General features: G+C 68.1%; 23 protein-coding genes and 1 tRNA gene. 10 read left to right on the top strand and 14 right to left on the bottom strand.

All coding sequences use genetic code 11. The features are described 5' to 3' along the window. The first annotated feature begins 11 nt into the window (after positions 1 to 11). On the top strand, positions 12 to 734 hold the full coding sequence (phbB, locus tag K0S66_RS13985; RefSeq protein WP_301076087.1) for an acetoacetyl-CoA reductase: 723 nt from the start codon (positions 12 to 14) through the stop codon (positions 732 to 734). 17 nt (positions 735 to 751) lie between these two features. On the opposite strand, the gene K0S66_RS13980 is transcribed toward phbB, so the two are convergent. Both K0S66_RS13980 and galE read right to left on the bottom strand, forming a co-directional pair. Continuing rightward, entirely contained in the window at positions 752 to 1588 is an 837-nt protein-coding gene (locus tag K0S66_RS13980; RefSeq protein WP_301076086.1) for a CoA ester lyase, read from the bottom strand. Further along, positions 1585 to 2598, bottom strand: a complete 1014-nt coding sequence (galE, locus tag K0S66_RS13975) for a UDP-glucose 4-epimerase GalE (RefSeq protein ID WP_301076085.1) — start codon at positions 2596 to 2598, stop codon at positions 1585 to 1587. Before galE ends, K0S66_RS13980 begins: the two co-directional genes overlap by 4 nt. Positions 2599 to 2663: 65 nt before the next feature. Between galE and msrA the strand changes: the two genes are divergently transcribed. Beyond that, positions 2664 to 3209: a peptide-methionine (S)-S-oxide reductase MsrA gene (gene msrA, locus K0S66_RS13970; protein ID WP_301076084.1), complete on the top strand. Its 546-nt coding sequence runs from the start codon at positions 2664 to 2666 to the stop codon at positions 3207 to 3209. A gap of 9 nt (positions 3210 to 3218) precedes the next feature. On the opposite strand, the gene K0S66_RS13965 is transcribed toward msrA, so the two are convergent. Next, a complete protein-coding gene (locus K0S66_RS13965; protein WP_301076083.1) occupies positions 3219 to 4148 on the bottom strand; it encodes an L-threonylcarbamoyladenylate synthase in 930 nt (309 codons plus the stop codon). A 37-nt stretch (positions 4149 to 4185) separates the two neighbouring features. Here K0S66_RS13965 and K0S66_RS13960 point away from each other — a divergent pair, with 37 nt between their 5' ends. Next, the gene (locus tag K0S66_RS13960) at positions 4186 to 5868 is read left to right on the top strand and encodes an acyl-CoA dehydrogenase (RefSeq protein ID WP_301076082.1); all 1683 of its coding nucleotides are present in this window, start codon (positions 4186 to 4188) and stop codon (positions 5866 to 5868) included. Then, positions 5865 to 6692, top strand: a complete 828-nt coding sequence (locus tag K0S66_RS13955; protein WP_301076081.1) for an arylamine N-acetyltransferase — start codon at positions 5865 to 5867, stop codon at positions 6690 to 6692. The genes K0S66_RS13960 and K0S66_RS13955 overlap by 4 nt, the downstream gene beginning before the upstream one ends. 88 nt (positions 6693 to 6780) lie before the next feature. Here K0S66_RS13955 and K0S66_RS13950 read toward each other — a convergent pair whose 3' ends face one another. Both K0S66_RS13950 and K0S66_RS13945 read right to left on the bottom strand, forming a co-directional pair. Then, positions 6781 to 8634 carry an AMP-binding protein gene (locus K0S66_RS13950; protein ID WP_301076080.1) on the bottom strand — a complete coding sequence of 618 codons (1854 nt, stop codon included), beginning with the start codon at positions 8632 to 8634 and terminating at the stop codon, positions 6781 to 6783. A gap of 52 nt (positions 8635 to 8686) precedes the next feature. After that, complete coding sequence (locus tag K0S66_RS13945; RefSeq protein ID WP_301076079.1) at positions 8687 to 8884, bottom strand: hypothetical protein; 198 nt, start codon at positions 8882 to 8884, stop codon at positions 8687 to 8689. A gap of 121 nt (positions 8885 to 9005) precedes the next feature. Here K0S66_RS13945 and K0S66_RS13940 point away from each other — a divergent pair, with 121 nt between their 5' ends. Further along, positions 9006 to 9830 carry a MaoC family dehydratase N-terminal domain-containing protein gene (locus K0S66_RS13940; protein WP_301076078.1) on the top strand — a complete coding sequence of 275 codons (825 nt, stop codon included), beginning with the start codon at positions 9006 to 9008 and terminating at the stop codon, positions 9828 to 9830. A gap of 9 nt (positions 9831 to 9839) precedes the next feature. Here the strand turns inward: K0S66_RS13940 and K0S66_RS13935 are convergent, their stop codons facing one another. The 3 genes from K0S66_RS13935 to xseA are packed head-to-tail and all read right to left on the bottom strand — an operon-like array spanning position 9840 to position 12320. Next, the gene (locus K0S66_RS13935; protein ID WP_301076077.1) at positions 9840 to 10745 is read right to left on the bottom strand and encodes a peptidoglycan DD-metalloendopeptidase family protein; all 906 of its coding nucleotides are present in this window, start codon (positions 10743 to 10745) and stop codon (positions 9840 to 9842) included. Then, positions 10742 to 10942, bottom strand: coding sequence for a DUF2093 domain-containing protein (locus tag K0S66_RS13930; protein ID WP_301076076.1), 201 nt, complete (start codon positions 10940 to 10942; stop codon positions 10742 to 10744). Before K0S66_RS13930 ends, K0S66_RS13935 begins: the two co-directional genes overlap by 4 nt. Before the next feature lie 10 nt (positions 10943 to 10952). Further along, positions 10953 to 12320 (bottom strand): exodeoxyribonuclease VII large subunit, encoded by a 1368-nt coding sequence (xseA, locus tag K0S66_RS13925; RefSeq protein ID WP_301076075.1) that lies wholly within the window; start codon positions 12318 to 12320, stop codon positions 10953 to 10955. Here xseA and purD point away from each other — a divergent pair. From purD to K0S66_RS13900, 5 genes are all read left to right on the top strand, one after another. Next, complete coding sequence (gene purD, locus K0S66_RS13920) at positions 12319 to 13581, top strand: phosphoribosylamine--glycine ligase (RefSeq protein WP_301076074.1); 1263 nt, start codon at positions 12319 to 12321, stop codon at positions 13579 to 13581. The two genes, xseA and purD, sit on opposite strands and share 2 nt — an antisense overlap. Before the next feature lie 116 nt (positions 13582 to 13697). After that, the gene (locus K0S66_RS13915; protein WP_301076073.1) at positions 13698 to 14453 is read left to right on the top strand and encodes a hypothetical protein; all 756 of its coding nucleotides are present in this window, start codon (positions 13698 to 13700) and stop codon (positions 14451 to 14453) included. 70 nt (positions 14454 to 14523) lie between these two features. After that, positions 14524 to 17304, top strand: coding sequence for a DNA polymerase I (polA, locus tag K0S66_RS13910; RefSeq protein ID WP_301076072.1), 2781 nt, complete (start codon positions 14524 to 14526; stop codon positions 17302 to 17304). Between the two features lie 46 nt (positions 17305 to 17350). Next, positions 17351 to 18868 carry an oligosaccharide flippase family protein gene (locus tag K0S66_RS13905; RefSeq protein ID WP_301076071.1) on the top strand — a complete coding sequence of 506 codons (1518 nt, stop codon included), beginning with the start codon at positions 17351 to 17353 and terminating at the stop codon, positions 18866 to 18868. 68 nt (positions 18869 to 18936) lie between these two features. After that, complete coding sequence (locus K0S66_RS13900) at positions 18937 to 19401, top strand: PaaI family thioesterase (RefSeq protein ID WP_301076070.1); 465 nt, start codon at positions 18937 to 18939, stop codon at positions 19399 to 19401. A 61-nt stretch (positions 19402 to 19462) separates the two neighbouring features. Here the strand turns inward: K0S66_RS13900 and K0S66_RS13895 are convergent, their stop codons facing one another. The 6 genes from K0S66_RS13895 to K0S66_RS13870 form a co-directional block, all read right to left on the bottom strand. Beyond that, a complete protein-coding gene (locus K0S66_RS13895; RefSeq protein ID WP_301076069.1) occupies positions 19463 to 19765 on the bottom strand; it encodes an alkylphosphonate utilization protein in 303 nt (100 codons plus the stop codon). Between the two features lie 88 nt (positions 19766 to 19853). Next, positions 19854 to 20444 carry a MarC family protein gene (locus K0S66_RS13890; protein ID WP_301076068.1) on the bottom strand — a complete coding sequence of 197 codons (591 nt, stop codon included), beginning with the start codon at positions 20442 to 20444 and terminating at the stop codon, positions 19854 to 19856. A 102-nt stretch (positions 20445 to 20546) separates the two neighbouring features. Further along, on the bottom strand, positions 20547 to 21329 hold the full coding sequence (gene hdhA, locus K0S66_RS13885; protein ID WP_301076067.1) for a 7-alpha-hydroxysteroid dehydrogenase: 783 nt from the start codon (positions 21327 to 21329) through the stop codon (positions 20547 to 20549). 282 nt (positions 21330 to 21611) lie between these two features. Next, positions 21612 to 21686 (bottom strand) — tRNA-Thr (locus tag K0S66_RS13880). Between the two features lie 208 nt (positions 21687 to 21894). After that, positions 21895 to 22029, bottom strand: coding sequence for a hypothetical protein (locus K0S66_RS13875; RefSeq protein WP_301076066.1), 135 nt, complete (start codon positions 22027 to 22029; stop codon positions 21895 to 21897). Further along, on the bottom strand, positions 21990 to 23463 hold a 1474-nt coding region (locus K0S66_RS13870; protein ID WP_301076065.1), incomplete at its 5' end, for an aminopeptidase family protein P. The genes K0S66_RS13870 and K0S66_RS13875, both read right to left, overlap by 40 nt.

The raw sequence follows: 23463 nt of genomic DNA, 5'->3' as shown, positions 1-23463 counted from the left end.
GGAGGGCGTTGATGGGCCGGGTTGCGATTGTCACGGGCGGCACGCGGGGGATCGGAGAAGCCATCAGCGTCGCGCTGCGCGACACGGGGCTGACCGTCGCCGCCAATTACGCCAGCGACGACGCGCGCGCGGCGGACTTCGCCGAGCGTACCGGCATCCGCGCCTATCGATGGGACGTCGGCGACCATGACGCTTGCCTTGCCGGGGTGGCGCAGGTTGAGGCGGAGCTCGGCCCGGTCGACGTGCTGGTCAACAATGCCGGGATCACCCGCGACGGCACGTTGATGAAGATGACCTACCAAATGTGGAAGGAGGTCATGGACACCAACTTGGGCGGTTGCTTCAACATGGCCAAGGCCGTGTTTCCGGGGATGCGCGAGCGGCAATGGGGCCGGATCGTCAACATCGGATCGATCAACGGCCAGGCCGGGCAATATGGCCAGGTGAACTATGCCGCGGCGAAGAGCGGGATCCATGGGTTCACCAAGGCGCTGGCACAGGAGGCTGCGCGCGTCGGCGTGACCGTCAACGCGATCGCGCCTGGCTATATCGACACCGACATGGTGGCAGCTGTGCCGGCCGACGTGCTGGACAAGATCGTCGCCAAGATCCCGGTCGGGCGGCTGGGCAAGGCGCAGGAGATTGCGCGCGGGGTCGTCTTTCTCTGTTCCGAGGACAGCGGGTTCGTCACGGGATCGACGCTGAGCATCAACGGCGGCCAGCACATGTACTGACCGCCGCGCGCCGGTGGCTAGCCCACCAGCGCGAGCAGTCGCCGCGCGCTTTTCAGGTGCGGGGCGTCGATCATCTTGCCGTCGAGTTGCAGCGCGCCGGCGCCGGGATTCGCCTCGAACGCGGCGATGACGGCGCGGGCGTGGGCGAGTTCGGCCTCGCTGGGGGTGAAGGCCTGGTTGATGACGGCGACCTGGGTGGGGTGGATCGCGAGCATCCCGGTGAAGCCGTCGCGGCGGCCACGCGCGGCGTAGGCGGCGAGGCCGTCGAGGTTGCGGAAATCGGGGTAGACCGTTTCGATCGCGGGGACGCCGGCGGCGTGGGCACCGAAGAGGGTGAGCGCGCGGACGACGCGATAGGGATCGGTGTAGCTGCCGTCCTCCTCGCGCGCGCTGGTCGCGCCGATCGCGGCGGGGAGATCCTCCGCACCCCAGGTGATGCCGGCGAGCCGGCCGGCGACGCTGCCGAAGGTGCCGAGCTGGAACACCGCCGCCGCCGTCTCGCTGGCGACGGGGAGGATCGCGTAATCGCCGGGCAGGCGATCGGTGAGCGTGGCGACGGAGGACGCGCCCTCCGCCTTGGGCAGGACGACGCCGTCGAGCGCGAGGCCGGCGAGCGCCTCCAGATCGGCGGCGACCTCGTCACTGTCGATCGGGTTGATGCGCACGAAGATGGCCGGGCCGTCGTCGCGCGGCGCCTCGATCCAGGCGCGGACGGCGGCGCGCGCCTCGGGCTTGCGATCCGGGGCGACGGCATCCTCGAGGTCGAGGATCAGCGCGTCGGCGCCGGTTGCGACCGCCTTGGGGAAGCGTTCCGGCCGGTCGCCGGGGACGAACAGGAGCGATCGCAACTTCATTTACCCATCTCCGCAAGCTTGCGTTCCCAGGCGAGCGCATCGCGCACGATGCCGTCGAGATCGGCGCGCCTGGGCTGCCAATCGAGCGCGGCGAGGATCGCGCCGTTGTCTGCCACGAGTTCGGCGGGATCGCCGGCGCGGCGGCCCTCGATGCGGCGCTCGATCGTCATGTTGGTGACGCGGTCGACCGCGTCGAGCACTTCGAGGACCGAGAAGCCGCGGCCATAGCCGCAGTTGAAGGTGAAGCTTTCGGTCGGCGCGGCGATCAGCTGCTTCAGCGCGGCGACATGCGCGTCGGCGAGATCGGACACGTGGATGTAATCGCGCACGCCGGTGCCGTCGCGGGTGGCGAAATCGGTGCCGAAAACGCCAACCGCGGCGCGCTTGCCGGTCGCCGCCTCGACCGCGATCTTGATGAGGTGGGTGGCGCCGACGGTGGACTGGCCGCTGCGCGATTGCGGATCGGCGCCCGCGACGTTGAAATAGCGCAGCGCGCCATAGTTCATCGGATGCACCGCAGCGACATCGCGCAGCATCGCCTCAGTCATCAGCTTCGACATGCCATAGGGGTTGATCGGCGCTTGCGGATCGGCCTCCGTGATCGGCACCCTGGTCGGGTTGCCGTAGGTCGCGGCGGTGGAGGAGAAGATGAAGTGCGGGACGCCCTCCGCCACCGCGCTTTCGATCAGGCTGCGCGTGGCGGCGGTGTTGTTGCGGTAATATTTGAGCGGGTTCTCGACCGATTCCGGCACCACGACCGAGCCGGCGAAATGCATGATCGCGCGGACGTTGTGCTGACGGATCACGTCGCGCACGCCCGGATTCTCGACTGCGATGTTGACGAAGGCCGCGCGCGGATCGATCGCCCAGTCGAATCCGGTGACGAGATTGTCGATCACCACCACGTCATGGCCGGCATCGAGCAGCGCGAGCACCGCGTGGCTGCCGATATAGCCGGCACCGCCCGTCACCATCACCTTGCCGCCCAAAGTCTCGCCGCCAAGCGCCATGTCGATCTCCCTCTTTGCGCGGGACCTAGCGGCTTCCTACATTGGCCGCAAAGGAGACTGCATCCATGACCGAATATGCGACGCTTGCCGGTGGCTGCTTCTGGTGCACCGAGGCCGTGTTCAAGGACGTGATCGGCGTGGAAAGCGTCGAGAGCGGCTATATCGGCGGCACCGTGCCCAACCCGACGTACAAGCAGGTGTGCAACGGCGATACCGGCCATGCCGAAGCGATCCGGGTCGGCTTCGATCCGCAGCAGATCAGCTATGGCGACCTGCTCGACATCTTCTTCGCGACGCATGATCCGACGCAGCTCAACCGCCAGGGCAATGACGTGGGCACGCAGTATCGCTCGGCCATCTTCCCGATGACGGTGATGCAGGAGGAGCAGGCGAACCAGGCGATCGCCCGGGCGCAGGCCGACCATGACAAGCCGATCGTCACCACGGTCGAATATGCCGATGAATGGTATCCGGCCGAGGATTACCACCAGGAATATTGGAACGGCGAGGGGCAGCGGAACCCCTATTGCATGGCGGTGATCCCGCCCAAGCTGCAGAAGCTGCGCAAGAGCTTCGCGGCGCGCTCGAAGGCGGCGACCGTCACCGCCTGATCAGCGCGATTAGCGATGCGCGGCGCGGCGCAGGCGATCGTTGATCGCCGCGCCGATGCCGCTGTCGGGCACGGAGGCGATGGCGATGCGCGGGGGCGCGACGGCGTCGGCGCGGTGAAGCGCATCGAACAGGCGCGCGGCGGCCTCTACGGGATCGCCGGTGGCGGACAGCGTGTCGTCGCCTGCGATCTCACCGAAACCGATCAGCCATTCGTCGCCGTCACGCTGGGTCGCGTTGAGGCGCAGCGGCTTGGCGGGCGCATAATGGGTGGCGAGCTGGCCCGGGGCGGTGACGTTCGCGCTGGGGGCGGCGGCTGACAGGCCGAGCTGTTCGGCGGTGATCGGGCCGGGGCGCAGGATCGCGCCGTTTCCGACGCCGAAACCCACGATGGTGGATTCGAGGCCGGCGGTCGTCGGCCCGTCGTCCAGGATCAGCGGCACGCGGTTGCCGAGGCTGGCGGCGACGTGTTCGGCGCGGGTCGGGCTGATCGCGTTGCTGGCATTGGCTGACGGAGCGGCGAGCGGGCGGGCGGAAGCGCGCAGCAGCGCCTGCATCGCGCGGTGGGCGGGTACCCGGAGCGCGATGGTGTCGAGGCCGGCGGTGACCAGGCCGGCGATCCCCGCATCCGGGCGCAGCGGCAGGACGAGGGTGAGTGGGCCGGGCCACCAGCGATCCGCCAGCGCACGCGCAGATCCGTCGAACAGCGCGATCCGCTCCGCCGCCGCGCGATCGGGCAGGTGGACGATCAGCGGGTTGAAGCTGGGCCGGCCCTTGGCGGCATAGATCCGCGCGACCGCGTCGGCATTGGTTGCGTCGGCGGCGAGCCCATATACCGTTTCCGTCGGCACGGCGACGATCCCGCCAGCGCGGATCAGCGCCGCCGCCTCGGTGATCGCCGCATCACCAAAGGGCAAAATTCGAGGGATTTGAGCCGTCATCGCCGGACGGTATAGCGGCGCGACACTGGAGAAGAACATGCCTTACACCGCCCCGGTCGCCGAGCAGCGTTTCGTACTCGAGCATATCGTGCGTATCGCCGAGCTTGCCGCTACGGAACGCTATCATTCCGCCAGCCCCGATGTGATCGAGGCGGTGCTGGAGGGAATCGGGCAGCTGGCGCAAGGCGAATGGGCGCCGCTGGCGCGCGCTGGCGATACGGTCGGCGCCAAGTGGACGCCGGACGGCGTGGTGATGCCTGACGGCTACAAGGCGGCGTACAAGGCCTATGTCGAGGGCGGCTGGGGCACGATCGGCGTGCCGGAGGAATTCGGCGGGCAGGGGCTGCCGTTTGCCGTGCAATGCGCGGTGCTGGAGACGCTGGGCAGCGCCAACATGGGCTTTGCGCTGGCGCCGATCCTGTCGGTGGGCGCGATCGAGGCGTTGCAGCATCATGGCACGCCCGAACAGCAGGCGACGTGGCTACCCAAGCTAGCGACCGGCGAGTGGACCGGCACGATGAACCTGACCGAGCCGCAGGCGGGCAGCGATGTCGGCGCCCTGCGCGCCACCGCCACGCCGCGCGGCGATGGCACCTATTCGATCAAGGGCACCAAGATCTTCATCTCGTTCGGCGACCATGACCTGGCCGACAACATCGTTCACCTGGTGCTCGCGCGGACGCCCGATGCACCCAAGGGGACCAAGGGCATCTCGCTGTTCCTGGTGCCCAAGGTGCGCAGCGACGGCACGCCCAACGACGTTCGCGTCGTCTCGATCGAGCACAAGATGGGGCTTCATGCCTCGCCGACCTGCGTGCTTTCGTTCGGCGACCATGACGATTGCGTCGGCGAACTGATCGGCGCGGAGTTCGGCGGCATGCGCGCGATGTTCACGATGATGAACAATGCGCGCCTCAACGTCGGTTTGCAGGGCGTGCAGGTAGCCGAGGCCGCGACGCAGAAGGCGGTGGAATATGCCCGCGAGCGAATCCAGGGCGCGCGCGAGGGCAAGGCCGCGGCGATCATCGAGCATCCCGACGTTCGCCGTATGCTGATGCGGATGAAGGCGCAGACGCAGGCCGCGCGCGCCTTGGTCTATTATGCCGCGGGGCAGGTGGACCGCGCGAACCTGGGCGATGCGGCGGCGCGCGACCGGCTGGAGATCGCGACGCCGCTGGCGAAGGCGCATGGCACCGACATCGGTAACGAGGTCGCGAGCCTCGGCGTGCAGGTTCATGGCGGCATGGGCTATATCGAGGAGACGGGTGCGGCGCAGTTCTTCCGCGATGCGCGTATTACCCCGATCTACGAGGGGACGAACGGCATCCAGGCGGCAGACCTCGTCGGCCGCAAGCTGTCGCTGTCCAACGGGGCGGCGTTCGCAACGCTGATCGAGGATCTGCGGAGTGCCTCTCATCTCGCGCTGGGCGACCTGGTCGATGCGTGCGACGCGGTCGGCCGGCGGTTGCAGACGGCGGATGCCGACGATCGGCTGGCGGCGAGCTATCCGTTCCTGACGATGCTGTCGGTCGCGACCTGCGGCTGGCTGCTGGAGCGGGAAGCGGCCGAGGCCGGCGACGATGCTTTCGGTAAGGCAAAGAAGGCGGTGGTCGCCTTCTATCTCGACCAGATCGTGCCCGAGGCGCTGGGCTTGCGCGCCGCGGCCGAGGCGTCGGCGGCGCCGCTCTATGCACTCGAGGCGGAGGCGTTTGCCGCATGAGCCTGCCTTTCAACCTGCCCGCCTATCTCGAGCGTATCCGCCTGCCGGCACGTGCGACGGTCGATCACCACGGCCTGGCCGCGGTGCAGCGCGCGCATCGGCTGGCGATCCCGTTCGAAAACCTCGACGTGCCGCTGGGGCGCGGGATCGACATTTCGTCGGACGCGGTGTTCGGCAAGCTCGTTGTGGCGGGGCGTGGCGGTTATTGCTTCGAGCATAATCGGCTGTTCCTTGATGCGCTGGAGGCGCTGGGGTTCGAGGCGCGGCCGCTGCTGGCGCGGGTCTGGCTGAACGGCGGCGGGGTGCCGCCCAAGACGCATACGCTGAGCCTCGTCACCTTCGGCGATGAGCAATGGATCGCCGACCCGGGCTTCGGCGGCAGCTACACCCCGCCGCTGCCGCTGGTGGATGGCGCCGAGGCGGAAGCGCCCGACGGGGCGACGTTCCGGCTGACGCGCGATGCCGAGCATGGCTGGATGCTGCTGCGCGATGGCCATAGCGCCACGACCGATGGCCGCGGCGGGGGCGAGGGGTTCCAGCCGCAGTACAGTTTCACCACCGACACCGTGTGGCCGGTGGATCTGGAGCTGTCGAACCGCTGGACGTCCACCGCGCCGGACACGCGCTTCACGACATTGAAGGTGGTGAGCATCGTGCTGCCGCATGGCCTCGCGACGCTGACCGATCGGCAGTATCGCCGGCGGGCGGGCGAGGAAGAGACGGCGGCGGTGATCGAGGATCCGCGCGTCTATCGCATGCGGCTGAGCATGATGTTCGGCATCGATCTGTCGAAGGAGGATGTCGCGGCGCTCGGGCTGTTCTGAGCGGCGCGTCCGAAAGAGCCGATACATGAACGCCGCGGTCCTGATGGAGCCGCGGCGTTCGAGAATATGGATTCCCGCCTTTGCGGGTTCAGGCGTCGACCTCGATCACGCCGTCGCTCAGTTCCTCGGTGAACAGCGACTTCACCACATCGTCGCGGGCGGTGAGCGTCGCGCGCTGGTTCACATAGCCCTTGTCGGTGATCTCACCGGCGTCGATCGACGGGGGCGTGCGCAGGATGGCGAAGCGGCGGACGCGGCGCGATGAGCCGCCGGCGGTGGCGTTGAACGCCTCGAGCTTCTCCTTCACCAAGCCCTCAAGCGTCGGAATCGGATCGGCACCGGGCGATGCCTCGGCCAGCGTCTGTAGCGCGGCTTGCGATGGCCAGGCGAGGATGGCGATATAGGGCTTGTCCTGCCCCGCGATCACCACATCCTGAATGTACGGCGAGCAGGCGGCGCAGATGTCCGGGCGAAGCGTGCCGACCGAGACCCAGGTGCCGGTCGACAGTTTGAAATCCTCGGTCACGCGGCCGTCGAACACAAGGCCGAGCTCGGGCCGCTCGGGATCGATGAACTTCGCCGCGTCGCCCAGCATGTAGAAACCTTCCTCGTCGAAGGCCGCTGCGGTCTTTTCCGGGTCATTGTGATAGCCTCTCGTGACGGTCGGACCCTTCACGCGGACTTCCAGCTTGGCGCCGTTGGGCACGAGCTTGAGCGTCGAGCCCGGCAGCGGCAGGCCGATGAGGCCGACGCGTTCCGATGCCCAGTGAACGACGGTGACGCCCAAGGTTTCCGTCGCGCCGTACATGGTGGTGAAGGGCATGCGCTCACCCGTCTCGGCGATCGCCAGCGCCTGCATGCGATCATAAAGGTCGTCGGACAGCGTGGCGCCGCCATAGCCCATGCCGCGCAGGTTGCGGAAGAACGCCTGCCTGAGCGTCGGGTCGCGCTCCATCGCGTCGGCCAGCATGGCGAAGGCGACGGGGGCCGACCCGAAGCTCATCGGTGAGACTTCGCGCAGGTTGGCGATCGTCGTCTCGAACATGCCGGGCACCGGCTTGCCCTCGTCGATGTAGAGCGTCCCGCCGCCGGCGATATTGGCGTTGAAGTGGATCGTGCCCGCCGAAATGTGATTCCACGGCATCCAGTCGAGCGAGATCGGATGATCGACCGGATCGGGATCATCACGCAGACCTTCGGACGCGGCGATCAGATTGACGAACATGCCCTGATGCTGCGGCACGCCCTTTGGCATGCCGGTAGAGCCGGAGGTGAACAGGAATTTGCCAACCGTCTCATGCGTCAGCGCATCGCGCGCTTCGTCCACCGCCGGGGTCGCCACCGTGCCGGTCAGTTCCGAGAAGGCGATCGTGCCCGCATCGCCATCCATCGATACGAAGGTCAGCGAAGGATCGAGGGCGCGCAGCGTAGCGAAGGCACGTTCGAACTGTGCCGCGTTTTCCGCAAAGACGATGCGCGGGCGAACGGTGTTGAAGCAATGTTTGAGCTTGGCGTGATCGGTCGAGATCAGGCTGTACGCCGGGCTCAAGGGGGCGATCGGCACGCCGGCGGTGAAGCAGGCGAGCATCAGGATGCCATGCGCGACCGAATTGCCGCTGAGGCACATCACCGCATCGTTCGCGCCAAGGCCCTGATCGAGCAGCCATTGCGCGACGCTGTCGGCGGCCTTTTTCCCATCGGCATAGCTGACGCCCTGCCACGGGCCATGGCCGGGCGCGCGCTGCATCAGCCAGGGGCGATCGGGGTGGAGCGACGCCCGCTCCGCCATGAGGTGCGGGATCGAGCGGGCCGGCGTGCCCATCGCGTGATTCGAGCTGATCAGGATGGAGCCATCGGGGCGATGCTCAACGGTGATGTCCGGGCCCTTCTGCGGCAGACGGCGGAAGGGGGGCGGGCTGGTAACGGCGGGCGCGGTTGCCATCGGATCTCTCTCCTAATTTTGATCCGATATAAGCCAGCCGTATTACTTTCGCCTAGCGCTGAATTGCCTTGGCTTTCCCACCCTCGCGCACGGCGACGCGGACGAGGACGGCAGTGGACAGGAGGATCGCCGAGACAAGCCCGCCGATCGCGAGCAGGCCGGCGCTGGTGATATCGAGACTAGCGCCAATCCGCGCGCGCTTGCCGGCGCGGATCGTGGCGGTGGCGTGGTGATGCGGTGGTTTGGCCATGGGTGCTTAACGCCGACACGCGGGCGCGGGTTCAGCAGAGCGGTGATCGGTCCGCCCGCCAAGCTTGGCGGGGTAGCGTGCGGACGCTACGCACCGCTGCGAGACAAAGGGAGGGAGAGCGATGGAGCAGTTCGAGGGCTGGACGCCGGTGGAAGCGGTGCAGACGGATGATCTGGTCGCCGCGCCACTGCGCCGTCTGGCCGCGCTGTTCGATCATGACGGCGCACATTGGCCGGCGGACGCGCTGCCGCCGCTCGCACATTGGCTGTATTTCCTGCCCGAGGCTCCGCAATCGACGATCGGCACCGATGGCCATCCGGCGCGCGGCGCCGCGCTGCCGCCGATCGACGCGCCGCGCCGGATGTGGGCGGGGGGACGGCTCACCTTTCATGCGCCGCTGCCGATCGGCGCGAAGGCCGTGCGGCGAAGCATCGTCACGGACGCGCGCGTGAAGGACGGGCGGTCGGGGCGGCTGACCTTTGTCACGGTGCGCCACGACATCCTGGTCGATGGCAAAACGGCGATCGTCGAGGAACAGGATCTGGTGTTTCGCGGCGCAGGCAACGGCACGCCGCCGCCGGCCCCGGCCGGTCCCCGCGTCGCGCAGGTGCAGCAGGCGGTGCAGTTCGATGCGACGGCGCTGTTCCGTTTCTCCGCGCTGACGTTCAACGCGCACCGCATTCATTACGACCGGCCCTATGCGATCGAGGAGGAGCAGTATCCCGATCTGGTGGTGCATGGTCCCTATCAGGCGATGCTGCTGGCCGATCACCTGCTGCGCCAACGGCGGGGCACGCGGCTGACGCATTTCTCCTTTCGCGGGGCGCGCCCGCTGTTCGTCGATCGTCCGGCGGCGCTGAACCTGGCGGGGGAGAGCAAGGTGGCGCTGTGGACTACGGATCAAGATGGCTGCGCGTGCATGGAGGCCGAGGCGCAGACCGCCTGACCCGCGCGCTCAGTTCGGCATCGGTCCTGCGATCAGCAGCGGATCGATCCGCGCGTCGCGCCACTTCATTGCCCAGTGCAGGTGCGGGCCGGAGGCGCGGCCGGTGGCGCCCACCGCGCCGACCGACTGCCCCTGCCGCACCCGCGCGCCTACCGGCACGTCGATCCGCGACAGGTGGAGGAAGGCGCTGTTCAGCCCCATGCCGTGATCGATGATGAGGAGGTTGCCCTCCAGCGTGAAGGGCGACGCCGCGGCCAGCACCACCACCCCGTCCGCCGGTGCCATCACCGGCGTGCCGGTGGGCCGGGCGACGTCGACGCCCGAATGATAGGAGCCGGGCTCCCCACGATAGATGCGCTGGGCGCCGAACAGGCCGGAGATGCGGCCGGTGACCGGCCAGGTCAGTGGCTGTCGCCAGCCGTCCACGGGCGAATCGATCGCTCGGGCCGCCGCGATGCGGGCGAGCTCCTCGGGGCGGCGGCGCTGGAATTCGGCGCTGGGCACCGGATATTTGGCAACGCGATCAAGCCGTTCGATCCGCCACGCACGAGGTGCCACCGCGATCGTGCGGCTGACCGTGCGACCATCGCGCAACCGCGCCTCCAGCGTGGCGACCGGGCCAGCGTCACGATCAAAGGCGATCAAGAAGCGGCGGTCGGGCGCGAGCGGAACCGCCTGGCCGTCGAGCGTGAGGCTTTCGGTGCCCTCAGGAGCGGTGCCGAGCGTCAGGCCGCCCTGGTTCGCCGGACCGTCGACGCTGATGATTGCCGGCGGTAGCGGAGCCGCGCGCGCAGGGGCGGGCTGGGGTGCGGGCCGCGCGGGTGCGGGGCGGGATGCGGCCGCAGATGGGCCGGCCGGCGGGACGCAGCCCGCCAGCGTCAGCGCGATGATCAGCCCGCGCCGCCAGCGCATCATTGCGGCGCCATCGCCTCCGATGCGAGTGCGGCCGAGGCAAAGGCGCGCTGCGATGCGACGTCCCAATAGCGCAGATCCTCGATCGCGATCCGGGCACCGCTGACGGCGCAGGTGACATGATCGCCCGGCGTCAGGACACGGAAGCCGTTGGCCATATAGTGCAGGCGGGCGGGGCGATCGGTATTCGACATCAACATCTCTATCTCCCTAGAACAGCGTCGGCTGTTCCGGCTTCTTCGACGGATAGGAGCGAGCGCGCGCGCCCTCAACCTTTGCATCCACCGCGGCATCGGCGAATTTGAGCGTCAGCTCACCAGCCGAGCGGGCGGCAGCGGCGGTGGTGAGTGTTGCGCCTGCACGGTCGGTCACGCGGGCATAGCCGCGCGCGAGCGGCGCATCGGGATCGACCGAGGCGAGCAGCCGGCCGAGATCCTCCAGCCGCTGCCGCGCGCCATCCAGCCGCTGCTGAAGCAACGCCGGGCGCAGGATCGCGCCGGTGCGATCCAGTTCGCCGCGGGCCCGGACCACGCGGCGTTCGAGCCCACGATCGAGCCGTGCGCCCAGATCGTCGGTGCGCTGGCGCTGCGGCCCGAGCAGCCGGTCGCGCGTGGGTAGAAGCCGCACCATCGCGTCGAGCCGTTCGCGTCCGCGATCGATATAGCGGCGCGCGCACCGTTCGGTCCGCTGCGCATGTGCCGCGACGGTGAGTCGCAGGTCGGCGAGGACCGGCACGGCCAGTTCCGCCGCGGCGGTGGGCGTCGGCGCGCGCAGATCGGCGGCGTAATCGCACAAGGTGGTATCGGTCTCGTGTCCGACGGCGGAGATGATCGGGATCGAGCAGGCGGCGACCGCGCGGACCACCGGTTCCTCGTTGAAGGCCCACAGATCCTCGATCGAGCCCCCGCCGCGTGCGACGATGACCAGATCGGGACGCAAGTGATCGGGCAGCGAATCGAACCCGCGAACGGCGGCGGCGATCTCGTTCGCGGCGCCATCGCCCTGCACCTTCACCGGCCATACGATCACATGGCTGGGGCAGCGATCCTCCAGCCGGTGGATGATGTCGCGGATCACCGCGCCGGTGGGGGACGTCACGACGCCGATCCGCTGCGGCAGATAGGGCAGTGCGCGGCGTGCCTTTGACTTGGCGAACAGCCCCTCGGCGTCGAAGCGCGCCTTGTTGCGTTCGAGCAGCGCCATCAGCGCGCCCGCGCCGGCAAGCTCCATCCGCTCGATGATGACCTGATATTTGGAGCGGCCGGGATAGGTGGTGAGGCGGCCGGTGGCGATCACCTCGATCCCGTCCTCCGGCCGGAACGCGAGCGCGGCGGCCTGGCCCTTCCAGATCACGCCGTCGATCACCGCGGCGTCATCCTTCAGGCAGAGATAGCAATGGCCTGACGCCACCCGCTTGAACCCCGAAATCTCGCCGCGCAGGCGGACATGGCCGAATTCGCCCTCCACTACGCGCTTCAGCCGGGCGGACAGCTCGCCCACCGACATCGCGGCTGCGTTGTCCCCAGGCACCGGGTCCGCTACGAGCCGCGCGGAAACGTCAAATAAGGGGTCGGGCATGAACGTCCTGCTGATCGGATCGGGCGGGCGCGAGCACGCTCTGGCATGGAAACTCGCGCAGTCTGAGCGCTTAGATACGCTCTATGCCGCGCCCGGCAACCCCGGCATCGCCCAGCATGCGACGCTTGCCGCGCTGGAGGTGACGGATCACCGCGCGGTGATCGATTTCGTCCGTCGGCACAGCATCGGTCTGGTGGTGATCGGGCCGGAACAGCCGCTGGTCGACGGGCTGGCGGATAATGTGCGCGCGATCGGCGTGCCGGTGTTCGGGCCGGGGCGCGAGGCGGCGAAGCTGGAGGGGTCGAAAGGCTTCACCAAGGATTTGTGCGCGCGGGTCGGCATCCCGACCGCGCGCTATTTCCGCGTCACCAGCCGCGACGGCGCGCTCGCCTGCCTCGACGATTTCGCGATCGGCGACGAATTGCGCTGCGTGATCAAGGCCGACGGGCTGGCGGCGGGGAAGGGCGTTGTCGTGGCGATCACCCGCGGTGAGGCCGAAGAGGCGATCGCGGCTTTGTTTTCGAGCGGCCCGGCCGAGGCAGTGATCGAGGAGTTCCTGGAAGGCGAAGAGGCGAGCCTGTTTGTGCTGTCCGATGGGACCAGCACCGCGAGCTTCGGCAGCGCGCAGGATCACAAGCGCGTCGGGGATGGTGACACCGGGCCCAACACCGGGGGCATGGGCGCCTATTCGCCGGCGGCGGTACTGACGGCCGATCTGGAGGAGCAGGCGCTGGGCGAGATCGTGCGCCCGACGATCGACGCGCTCGCCGCATCGGGCACGCCCTATGTCGGCGTGCTCTATGCCGGGCTGATGCTGACGGCGGACGGCCCCAAGCTGATCGAATACAATGTCCGCTTCGGTGATCCGGAGTGTCAGGTGCTGATGGCGCGGTTCGCCGGCGACCTGGTGGAAACGCTGCTCGCCGTGGCGGAAGGGCGGCTCGCCGATCTGCCGGCGCCGGCGTTCGTCGATGATGTGGCTCTGACCGTAGTGATGGCGGCGAAGGGTTATCCCGGCACCCCGGAAACCGGCGGCGCGATCCGCGGCATCGCTGCGGCCGAGGAAACAGGCGCGGTGGTTTTTCAGGCGGGAACGCGCGCCAATGGCGAGGAAATCGTCGCTGCGGGCGGCCGTGTACTCGCCGTAACGGCGACCGGGCGCGACGTCGCCGAGGCGCAGCGCCGTGCCTATGAGGCGGTCGACCTGATCGACTTTCCGACCGGGTTCTGCCGCCGCGATATCGGGTGGCGGGCGGTCTGATCTCGGCGGGCCCGTCTTCCAACGGGGGCGACAACAATGGCCGGCAACGTTTCGCCCCCGTTGCGGGAACCATAGCGCGCCCCTAAGGCTTGGCGTTCGGCGTAGCGGAGTGTCTCATGCAGCCCACCACGGTGGACAACACATTGATCGGCATCGTGCTGGCGATCATCGCGGTTATCGCGGTGCTGGCTATTGCCGTCATGCTGGTCGGAAGCCGCAACAAGCGGGCCCGCCGCGACGCGGAACGGACCGAGCGCGAGCGGCTGGGGGACACCCCAGTGCAGCAGCGGCGCACGCCTGCCCTAGCGGACGCGCCCGTCAAGGTGGCGACGCCGGCTTCGGCACCTGCCGTCCCGTCGCAGCCGCCTGCTGCGCCAGTGGTGCCGCCGGTGCAGCCGCCGGTCGCGCCACCCCCGCCGCCGTTGACCGACCTGCCCGACGTCGCGCCCGCGCCCTCCGAGCCGGCGCCGAAGGAAGCGACGCCGGACGAACCATCGCCGCTGCGCGATGAGCCGATCGCCGCCGCCGCACCGCTCGATGCGTCTCCAGCGGCCGAGGCGCAGCCGGAGCCAGTCGCGCCGGCCCCACCGGCAGCTGCGCCTTTGCCGCCGCCGGCCGCCACCCCCGCGCATGGCGAGGCGCCAGTCACGCGGATCAAGGGGCTAGGCCCCAAGGTCGCGGCGCGGCTTGCCGAACTGGGCATCACCAGCGTCGGGCAGTTGGCCGCGCTGGACCAGCGCGCGGCGGAGGATCTGGACGCGCATCTGGGGCCGTTCACCGGCCGCATGGGGCGCGATCGCTGGCTGGAACAGGCGCAATTGCTTGCCGCCGGTGACATCAAGACGTTCGAGGAAAGGTTCGGAAAGCTCTGAGCCCGGCGGCCGCGACACGGCCGCTACCGGACCGTTTGTTCGCGGCGCGCCGATCCGCTAAGCGGCCACCATGCCGCACCTTTACCTCGTCGATGGCTCGAGCTTCATTTTCCGCGCGTACCACGTGCTGCCGAAGCTCACGAACAAGCACGGCGAGCCGGCCGGCGCGGTCTATGGCTACACCACCATGTTGTGGAAGCTGGCTAACGACCTGCACAATGCGGATGGCCCAAGCCATCTGGCCGTCATCCTCGACAAATCCGAGACGACGTTCCGCAACGAATTATACGATCAGTACAAGGCGCATCGCCCGCCAGCGCCCGAGGATCTGAAGCCGCAGTTCCCGATGATCCGCGATGCCACGCGCGCTTTCTCGCTGCCGTGCATCGAGGAAGCGGGGTGGGAAGCCGATGACCTGATCGCGTCGTACAGCAAGGCGGCGCTGGCGCAGGGCTGGCAAGTGACGATCGTCAGTTCCGACAAGGATCTGATGCAGCTGCTGACCGAACCGGGCATCGACATGCTCGACACGATGAAGGACAAGCGCTTCGGCCCGCCGGAGGTGGTGGAGAAGTTCGGCGTCGGGCCGGACAAGCTCGGCGAAGTTCTGGCGCTGATGGGCGACAGCGTCGACAATGTGCCGGGCGTGCCCGGGGTCGGCCCCAAGACGGCGGCGAAGCTGATCCTGGAGCATGGCAGCGTCGAAGCGGTTCTCGCCGCCGCGCCCGAGATGAAGAAGGGCAAGCTGCGCGACAATCTGATCGAGTTCGCCGATCAGGCTCGGCTATCGCGCAAGCTGGTGGAACTGGCGTGCGACGTGCCGCTGCCGCATCCGCTGGAGGAAATGGCGCTCGACGGCATTCCCGAAGCGCCGCTGCGCGCGTTTCTGGAGCATCACGGGTTCAAGTCCCTCCTCACGAAGCTGGCGGCCGAGCAGAACGACGGCGTCGATCCGACCCCGCCCGAGCCGGTCGGCGTGCCGCAGGAGGAGGATCCACCCTGCGACCACGACAATTACGAAACCGTCGTCGATGAGGATGCGCTGGACCGCTGGATCGCGGTCTCGCGGCATCAGGGCTGGGTCGCGATCGATACCGAGACGACCGCCAAGGATCCGATGCTGGCCGAACTGGTCGGCGTGTCGATGGCGTTGGCGCCCAACCTCGCCTGCTACGTGCCACTGGGGCATGTCGGAGAGGGTGGCGGCGGCGATATGTTTGCCGAGAAGCCCGCGCAGCTCGATCGTGATGTGGCGCTCGCCAAGCTGAAGCCGCTGCTGGAGGATCCGGCGGTGCTGAAGATCGGGCACAACCTGAAATACGATCTGGTCGTGCTCGGGCGGCTGGGGATCGACGTCACGCCGTATGACGACACGATCGTCATGAGTTTCGACCTGGATGCCGGGCTGCATGGCCACGGCATGGACGAGTTGGCCGCCACCCACCTGTCGCACAGCTGCATCGCGTACAAGGACGTGACGGGCACGGGCAAGAAGGCGATCGGGTTCAACCAGGTCGATCTGGCCGCCGCGACGCGCTACGCCGCCGAGGACGCTGACGTGACGTTGCGGCTGTGGCGCAGGTTCCGGACGCGCTTGCCGATCGAGCGGGCAACGCGGGTGTACGAGATGGTCGATCGGCCACTCGTCGCGGTGATCGCGCGGATGGAGCGCCACGGGATCAAGGTGGATCGCGAGCGGCTGGCAGGGCTGTCGAGCGAGTTTGCTACCCAGATGGTCGAGTTGGAAGGCGTGATCCACGGCATTGCGGGCACACCGTTCACGATCGGCAGCCCCAAGCAGCTGGGCGATGTGCTGTTCGAGAAGATGGGCATCAAGGGCGGCCGCAAGGGCAAGAGCGGCGTCTATTCGACCGATGTAAACGAGCTGGAGCGGATCGCGGCGGACAAGGATTCGCCGGGCAAGGAAATTGCCGCGCGGGTGCTCGACTGGCGCCAGCTGTCGAAGCTGAAATCCACCTATACCGATGCGCTGCAGGAGCAGATCAACCCGGCGACGGGCCGCGTCCACACCAGCTATTCGCTGACCGGCGCGCAGACCGGGCGCCTGTCATCCACCGACCCGAATTTGCAGAACATCCCGATCCGCACCGAGATCGGCCGGCAGATTCGCGACGCCTTCGTCGCCGAGCCCGGCAACGTCATCCTGGCGGCGGACTATTCGCAGATCGAGCTTCGGCTGGCGGCGCACATGGCGGACGTGCCGGCGCTGAAGGAAGCGTTCGCGCGCGGCGACGACATTCACTCGCTGACCGCGCAGGAGCTGTTCGGCACGGTCGATCGCGACACCCGCGGACGGGCGAAGACGATCAACTTCGCGATCCTCTACGGCATCAGCCGCTGGGGTCTTGCCGGGCGGCTCGACGTCACGGCGGACGAGGCGCAGGCGATGATCGACCGCTATTTCGAGCGCTTCCCCGGCATCAACCGCTATATTGCGGAAACGCTGCAGGCAGTGCGCGAGCAGGGCTTCACCGAGACGCTGTTCGGCCGCAAGACCCACTTCCCGCGGATCAAGAGCAAGGTGCAGCACGAGCGGCAGGGCGCCGAGCGTGCCGCGATCAACGCGCCGATCCAGGGCACGAGCGCCGACATCATCAAACGTGCCATGGCACGGATGGAACCGGCGCTGGCCGAGGCCGGGCTGACCGGCACGCGCATGCTGCTGCAGGTGCACGACGAATTGGTGTTCGAGGTGCCCGAAGGTGAGGTCGAGGCGGCGAAGCCGGTGATCGAACGCGTAATGGCGACCGCAGCCGAGCCATCGGTGAAGCTCGACGTGCCGCTGGCAGTGGAGATCGGCACCGGCGCCAGCTGGGGAGCGGCGCATTGATCACGCCGGCTGATTTCCCGACCGTCGGACCGATGGCCGCACGGGCATGACCGAATCCTCGCAGGATATCGCGCAGCTCGCCAAGGGCGGGCGGACGAACGTCGCCGGGTTCATCCTGCGGCTGGCAGCGCGCATCCCGTTCCTGTTCATCGCCGGGCGGCTGTACGGCCCGGATCTGGTCGGTCGCTTCGCCATCGCGGTGGTGGTGGTGGAACTGGCCGCGTTGGTCGCGACGCTGGGGCTGAAACGCGGGCTCGCGCAGGCACTGAGCCGGACCGACCGGCCGCATGTCCATGTCGTGGCCGACGGCCTGGTCGTGGCGGCCATCATGTCGCTGGCGGCCAGCGCGGTGCTGTGGACCGTGCCGGAGATCATGTACCCCAACACTCCCATCGTCGGGCTGGACCGATGGCTGGGGTTGATCGTGCTGGCGATCGCCTGGTCGGACGTCAGCCTGGCGGCGCTCGCCTATCGCCACAATGTTAAGGCGGCAGTGACGGCGCGCGCGGTGGTGGAGCCGTGGACGATATCGATCGCTGCGTGGATATTCTCCTTCTTCACGATCACCGACGGGCTGGTGCTGAGCTATGTCGCGTCGATGACGGCGGCGCTGATCGCCTCGATCGTCCCGCTGGTGCGCAGTTATGGCCTGCCGCGCGGGTGGACGCCGCGCGTGACCGAGTTGATCGGCATGATCCGCGACAATGTGCCACTCGCGGGCGCGGATGCGTTCGAATGGGGATCACGCAACGTCGACCGCTTCATCCTGGGCGTGATGTTCGAGCCGAAGATCGTCGGCATCTATTATATGGCCCAGCAGGTCGCGAGCCTGCCGCAGAAGCTGAAGACATCGTTCGATCCGATCCTGGGCCCGGTCATCACGCAGAGCCTGGCGGTGAACGACCGGCAGGCGATCGCCAACCAGGTGCGACAGGTCGCCTTCTGGATCATGGCGGCGCAGCTTGGCCTGGCGCTGATGGGGTCGATCCCGGGCGAGGCGGTAATGGGCACGGTCGGGCCGCAGTTCGTGGCCGGAACCGCGGCGCTCGCCTTCCTGCTGTTTGCCGAGGTGCTCGCGTCGACCGGGGCGGTGTGCGAGACGGCGCTGGTCTATACCGCGCGGCATCGCAATCTGCTGATTTCAGCGGTGATGCTGGTGTTCCAGGTGGCGCTGAGTTTCGGTCTGATCGTCGCGATGCGGCAGTTGGGCTGGTCGGCAGAGGCGCAGGCGGCGGGCCCAGCGGTGGCGCTGATGGTGAGCGTGGCGCTGACCTCGGTCGTCAAGGCGCGCTTGCTTCGCCACATCCTGTCGGCACCGGTATCGCCGCTGCGCTGGCCATTGCTGTGGGCGATGCTGGCGGCGTTGGTCGTTGGCGGGGCGGTCACCTTGCTGCCGCACGATTATGAGTGGGCCGAGATCGTGTTCGGTATTCCGGCGATTGCTGCTGTTTACCTGTTCGTCCTGTGGCGCTGGGCCTTCACGCCGGCCGATCGCGCGCTGTTCGGGAACATGCCCAACGCGGAGGAGGCGACGCTGCCGAACGTCGGATCGCCGGCGCGCTGAGCGCGGCCGCCAAGGGGAGCGGCGCGGGCGAAACGCAGTTCAACATCACGGAACCAAGAGAGGGCATCGTGGACATCACGACCAATCCGGGCGTCGCGCTGACGCCGATCAACGAGGGCGAATGGCAGGGGTGGCTAAGCTGGCCGGGCACCGACCCGTTCGAGGATCATGCCGGGCCGTTCTTCGGCCGCTATGATGCCGCGGGCCAGATCGAATGCGGATTCCGCCCTGAGGCGAAGAACCGCAACGGCGGCGGCAATGTCCATGGCGGCGCGCTGCTGACTTTTGCCGATTTCTCGCTGTTCATGGTGGCATCGGCCGTGCTGCCGGCGTTCCATGGCGTTACGGCGACGCTGAACGCCGAGTTCGTCGGGGCAGCGGTACCCGGCCGCCTGCTGACTGCGCGCGGCGAAGTGGTGAAGGCCGGGCGCAGCCTGATCTTCGTGCGCGGTGTGATCGACGACGCAGGCGACGCGGTGATGAGCTATTCCGGGGTGATCAAGAAGATCACGCGGCGTCCCAAAACGGCCTGAACGGTCGCCGATGGTGCGCGCCCGTTCCTTGTCGCACAAGGACCGGGCCAACGCCCACGCGCTACCGCTTGCGGACGAATTCGGCGCGCAGCACCAAGCCCTTGATCCCTTCGTAGCGGCAGTCGATTTCCTGCGGGTCGCCGGTCAGCCGGATCGACTTGATGAGCGTGCCGCGCTTCAGCGTCTGGCCCGCGCCCTTGACCTCGAGATCCTTTATCAGCGTGACCTGATCGCCGTCCGCCAGCAGATTGCCGACCGCGTCGCGCACCTCCACCTGATCGGCATGCGCGCGCTTGGCGGCAAGCTCGTTCGCCGGCAGCCATTCGCCGCTTTCCTCGTCATAGACATATTCGTCGTCGGCCATCTTGCTTCCCTGTTGTGCGCAGCGCGTCGGCGCCGGCTTGTATGCCGGTGGTGGCCCGATCGCCATGGGACATGATGCCCCACGCCGCTCACAGCATCTTCACGGCGTTGACGATGAACTGCATCGCCAGCGCCACCTGCAGCACGCCGAATACCGCGCCCATGATCTCCAGCGGGCTGGGGCCCATTTTGCGCATCAGCCACTTGGCGCGCAGCATCAGCAGCCAGTTGAGGAGGATGATGCCAAGGCCGATGGCAATGATCTCCAGCTGGGCACGCGTATCCGGCACGGCGGCGGCAAAGATGATCGGGATCGTCACCGCGATCGGCGGGAAGAGGCCGGGGAAGACCAGCGTGGTCGGGCGCAGCTTCTGCGGATCGAGCAGCGCGGGGCTTTGAGCCGCGGGGACGAGCAGCGACTGGAGCGAGAGCGCCAGCAGCACGACGCCGGCGCTGCCGATCAGTACCGGAAGCGACACGTCCCACGAGGCGAGCGTGCCGGTGCCGCCATAGACGGCAAGAACGAAGGCGAGTGCCGTGAGCAGCGCGGCGCGCGCGGCCAGCCGGCGGACGCCGGGCGCATTGTCATCCGTCCCGACGGTCGCGAATACCGCCACGGCGCGGATCGGCCCCATGGTCATGAAGAGCAAACCGAAGAGCATTCCCGCCGGGAATTCCATAGGAGCCTCGCTTCCGTGTCAGGCGGCCGCCTCCGCGGCGCAGTCGCCCGACGATCGGGCGGGGTGAAAGCTCACGAGCGGGAACAGCGGCTGGCGTCGCGATCATCCATCGAGTTCCTGGACGCCGCCGCCCGACACAGTGAGGATCTGCCCACTGATCCAGGATGCGGCGGGCGAGCAGAGGAAGAGCGCGGCATAGGCGATGTCGTCGGGGGTGCCGAGGCGCGGCAGCGGGGTATGGCGCAGCATCGCCTTCTCGATCTCCGGCGTCAGGACGGAGGCGAGCGCATCGGTCTTGGTCGCACCCGGCGCGATGGCGTTGACGCGGATGCCGGACGGCCCGAGGTCATAGGCGATGTTGCGCGTGAGGTGATTCACCGCAGCCTTTGACGCGGCGTAGGACGCCATGTGGCGGTTGCGGTTCTCTCCCGCCATCGATGAGATGTTGAGGATCGCACCAGAACCGTGCGCCGCCATGTGCGGGGCGGCAAGCTGCGCCAGCCGGAACGAGGAGAAGACGTTCAGTTCAAAGGCGCGGCGGAAATCCTCCATCGGCATGTCGAACGGTTTGGGCCCGCCGCCGCCGGCATTGTTCGCAAGGATGGTGAGCGCACCGAATTCCCTGATCGCGGCGTCGACCGCGCTCACCAGGTCCGCTTCCAGCGTGACATTGCACGCGACACCGAGCGCGCGGGCGCCGCCTGCGCGAAGATCGGCCGCGACGGCCTCTGCCTTGTCGAGATCGAGATCGCTCACCACCACGGCGGCGCCCGCCCCGGCAAAGAGCCTGGCGATGCCGCGCCCGATGCCGCTGCCCGCGCCGGTGATCACCGCCACCTGACCGGTGAGGCGAAATCGTTCGGGATCAAACAAGCGATCGGCCACACGTCATCCTTTGCCGCAGCGTACGATCGAGCCTGCAATCGCACAGGCCAACCGCCGCGACGTGAGATGCGGCGCGCGGGCGCTGCGCGGCAATCAGTAAGATCACCCAAGGGGCGTTGGCGGCGGCGGGGCGTGAAGACTTTCAGGGTCAGACGCGCCGGACGCGTGCGTCGCCTGCTGAAGAACAGTCTTGCTGTCCCCGCTCGCGTGAATGGGACGTCCAAGACACCCGGGCGCCCTACGCCACGGGCGATCGTCTCGCCGGAACAGGTCTGGGGAAAATGGTGCTGCCGGTGAGGATTGAACTCACGACCTCAGCCTTACCAAGGATGCGCTCTACCACTGAGCTACGGCAGCACTCGGCCCGCGATCGGCGGGCGAGGGGGCGCTAGAGACGAGCGGCGACCGATTGTCAAGGCGCTAAAGTCGAGCGATAGCCCGTTTCCATGGAAAGCAAGGAAGAACGGGACGCGCGGTTGGCCGCGGCGCTGCGGGCGAACCTGCGACGGCGCAAGGAACAGGCGCGCGGCGCAAAGGAGTCTGCCGCGGCGGACGAAGGCGACGATCAGTCGGCGACGAAGCGCCCCACCGCGTAGCAGAAATCGCCCGCCAGATAGGCGATGGTCAGCGCCGCCCCGCCGACCACCGCCCAGGGCAAGGTTACCCGGCAGTGATGGGCGAACACCTTGAGACGATCCACTCGCGTTCCTCCCCCTCGAGCACGGGGGCAAGCGTGGCTGCGACCCGGGCATGATAGTCATTGAGCCATGACAGTTCGGTCGGGGTCAATAGCGCCGGATCGATCAGGTCACGGTCGATCGGCGCGAGGGTGAGCGTTTCGAAGGCGAGCATGGTCGCCTCGCCGCCGGGGATGTCCCGCTCCTCGACGAGAAGCAGATTCTCGATCCGGATGCCGTATTCGCCGGCCTTGTAATAGCCCGGCTCGTTGGAAAGGATCATGCCGGGCAGCAGCGGCTCCGACGGGCCGGCGCCAGGATAGCTTGGCTTGGCGATGCGGGCGGGGCCTTCGTGCACCGAGAGATAGCTGCCAACGCCGTGCCCGGTGCCGTGCGCGAAATCGAGCCCGGCTTGCCACAAGGGAAGGCGGGCGAGCGCGTCGAGCTGCGCGCCCGTCGTGCCGCGCGGGAAGACGGCGGTGGCGAGCGCGATATGCCCCTTCAGCACGCGGGTGAAGCGATCGCGCATCTCGGCAGTCGGCGAGCCGATCGGGACGACGCGGGTCACATCGGTCGTGCCATCGACATACTGCCCGCCCGAATCGATCAGGTAGAGCTGACCCATTTCGATCGGCAGGCTGGATTCCTCGGTCACATGATAATGCGGGATCGCGCCGTGCGGGCCGGTGGCGGAGATGGCGTCGAACGACAGGTCCTTCAGCACGCCCGTCTCGCGGCGAAATTCCTCCAGCTTGGCGGCGGCGGACAGTTCGGTCTGGCGCCCCTTGGGCCCTTCGATCGCAATCCAGCGCAGGAAGCGTGAGAGCGCGGCGCCATCGCGGATGCTGGCGGCGCGGTGGCCGGCCTGTTCGACGGGATTCTTGGTCGCGCGTGGAATGACGGTCGGGTCGCGGAGCGGCAGCACCGTGCCGCCGCCAGCCTCGATCGCGAGCGGAATGGCCGCAACCGAGAGCGCGGGATCCACCGCCACGCGCTTGCCGGCGAACTGGCCGAGCGCATCGGCGAACGCGCGCCGGTCATGCACGCGCACGGCGTTGCCGAGATGCGCGGCGACCGCATCGCTCATCTTTTCCGGCGCGATGAACAGATCGGCGGTGCCGTCCGCGTTCACCACCGCATAGGAGAGGGCGACAGGCGTGCGCGACACGTCACCGCCGCGCACGTTGAGCAGCCAGGCAGTCGATTCCAGCGCGGCGAGCACCACCGCATCGGCGCGCTGCGCCTCCAGCCAGTCGGCGACGGCGGCGCGCTTCTCGGCCGACGACTGCCCGGCATGGGTATCGTCATGCACCGCGAGCGGCGCGTCCGACGCTGCCGGCTGGTCCGGCCAGACCGCATCGACCGGATTGGTGTCTACCGGGATCAGCGTCGCGCCGACCGCCGCCAGCGCGCGCGTTGCCTCATCCACCCAGGCGCGTGTGTGCAGCCACGGATCA

It is taken from the genome of Sphingomonas sp. (assembly GCF_029239295.1).
Taxonomy (GTDB): Bacteria; Pseudomonadota; Alphaproteobacteria; order Sphingomonadales; family Sphingomonadaceae; genus Sphingomonas.
This window is presented reverse-complemented; position numbering and strand designations above follow the sequence as displayed.

Bases quoted from the DNA above. Each gene is read 5' to 3' on its own strand.
- phbB (WP_301076087.1), top strand. From the start codon at position 12: ATGGGCCGGGTTGCGATTGTCACGGGCGGCACGCGGGGGATCGGAGAA.
- K0S66_RS13980 (WP_301076086.1), bottom strand. From the start codon at position 1,588: ATGAAGTTGCGATCGCTCCTGTTCGTCCCCGGCGACCGGCCGGAACGC.
- galE (WP_301076085.1), bottom strand. From the start codon at position 2,598: ATGGCGCTTGGCGGCGAGACTTTGGGCGGCAAGGTGATGGTGACGGGC.
- msrA (WP_301076084.1), top strand. From the start codon at position 2,664: ATGACCGAATATGCGACGCTTGCCGGTGGCTGCTTCTGGTGCACCGAG.
- K0S66_RS13965 (WP_301076083.1), bottom strand. From the start codon at position 4,148: ATGACGGCTCAAATCCCTCGAATTTTGCCCTTTGGTGATGCGGCGATC.
- K0S66_RS13960 (WP_301076082.1), top strand. From the start codon at position 4,186: ATGCCTTACACCGCCCCGGTCGCCGAGCAGCGTTTCGTACTCGAGCAT.
- K0S66_RS13955 (WP_301076081.1), top strand. From the start codon at position 5,865: ATGAGCCTGCCTTTCAACCTGCCCGCCTATCTCGAGCGTATCCGCCTG.
- K0S66_RS13950 (WP_301076080.1), bottom strand. From the start codon at position 8,634: ATGGCAACCGCGCCCGCCGTTACCAGCCCGCCCCCCTTCCGCCGTCTG.
- K0S66_RS13945 (WP_301076079.1), bottom strand. From the start codon at position 8,884: ATGGCCAAACCACCGCATCACCACGCCACCGCCACGATCCGCGCCGGC.
- K0S66_RS13940 (WP_301076078.1), top strand. From the start codon at position 9,006: ATGGAGCAGTTCGAGGGCTGGACGCCGGTGGAAGCGGTGCAGACGGAT.
- K0S66_RS13935 (WP_301076077.1), bottom strand. From the start codon at position 10,745: ATGATGCGCTGGCGGCGCGGGCTGATCATCGCGCTGACGCTGGCGGGC.
- K0S66_RS13930 (WP_301076076.1), bottom strand. From the start codon at position 10,942: ATGTTGATGTCGAATACCGATCGCCCCGCCCGCCTGCACTATATGGCC.
- purD (WP_301076074.1), top strand. From the start codon at position 12,319: ATGAACGTCCTGCTGATCGGATCGGGCGGGCGCGAGCACGCTCTGGCA.
- xseA (WP_301076075.1), bottom strand. From the start codon at position 12,320: ATGCCCGACCCCTTATTTGACGTTTCCGCGCGGCTCGTAGCGGACCCG.
- K0S66_RS13915 (WP_301076073.1), top strand. From the start codon at position 13,698: ATGCAGCCCACCACGGTGGACAACACATTGATCGGCATCGTGCTGGCG.
- polA (WP_301076072.1), top strand. From the start codon at position 14,524: ATGCCGCACCTTTACCTCGTCGATGGCTCGAGCTTCATTTTCCGCGCG.
- K0S66_RS13905 (WP_301076071.1), top strand. From the start codon at position 17,351: ATGACCGAATCCTCGCAGGATATCGCGCAGCTCGCCAAGGGCGGGCGG.
- K0S66_RS13895 (WP_301076069.1), bottom strand. From the start codon at position 19,765: ATGGCCGACGACGAATATGTCTATGACGAGGAAAGCGGCGAATGGCTG.
- K0S66_RS13890 (WP_301076068.1), bottom strand. From the start codon at position 20,444: ATGGAATTCCCGGCGGGAATGCTCTTCGGTTTGCTCTTCATGACCATG.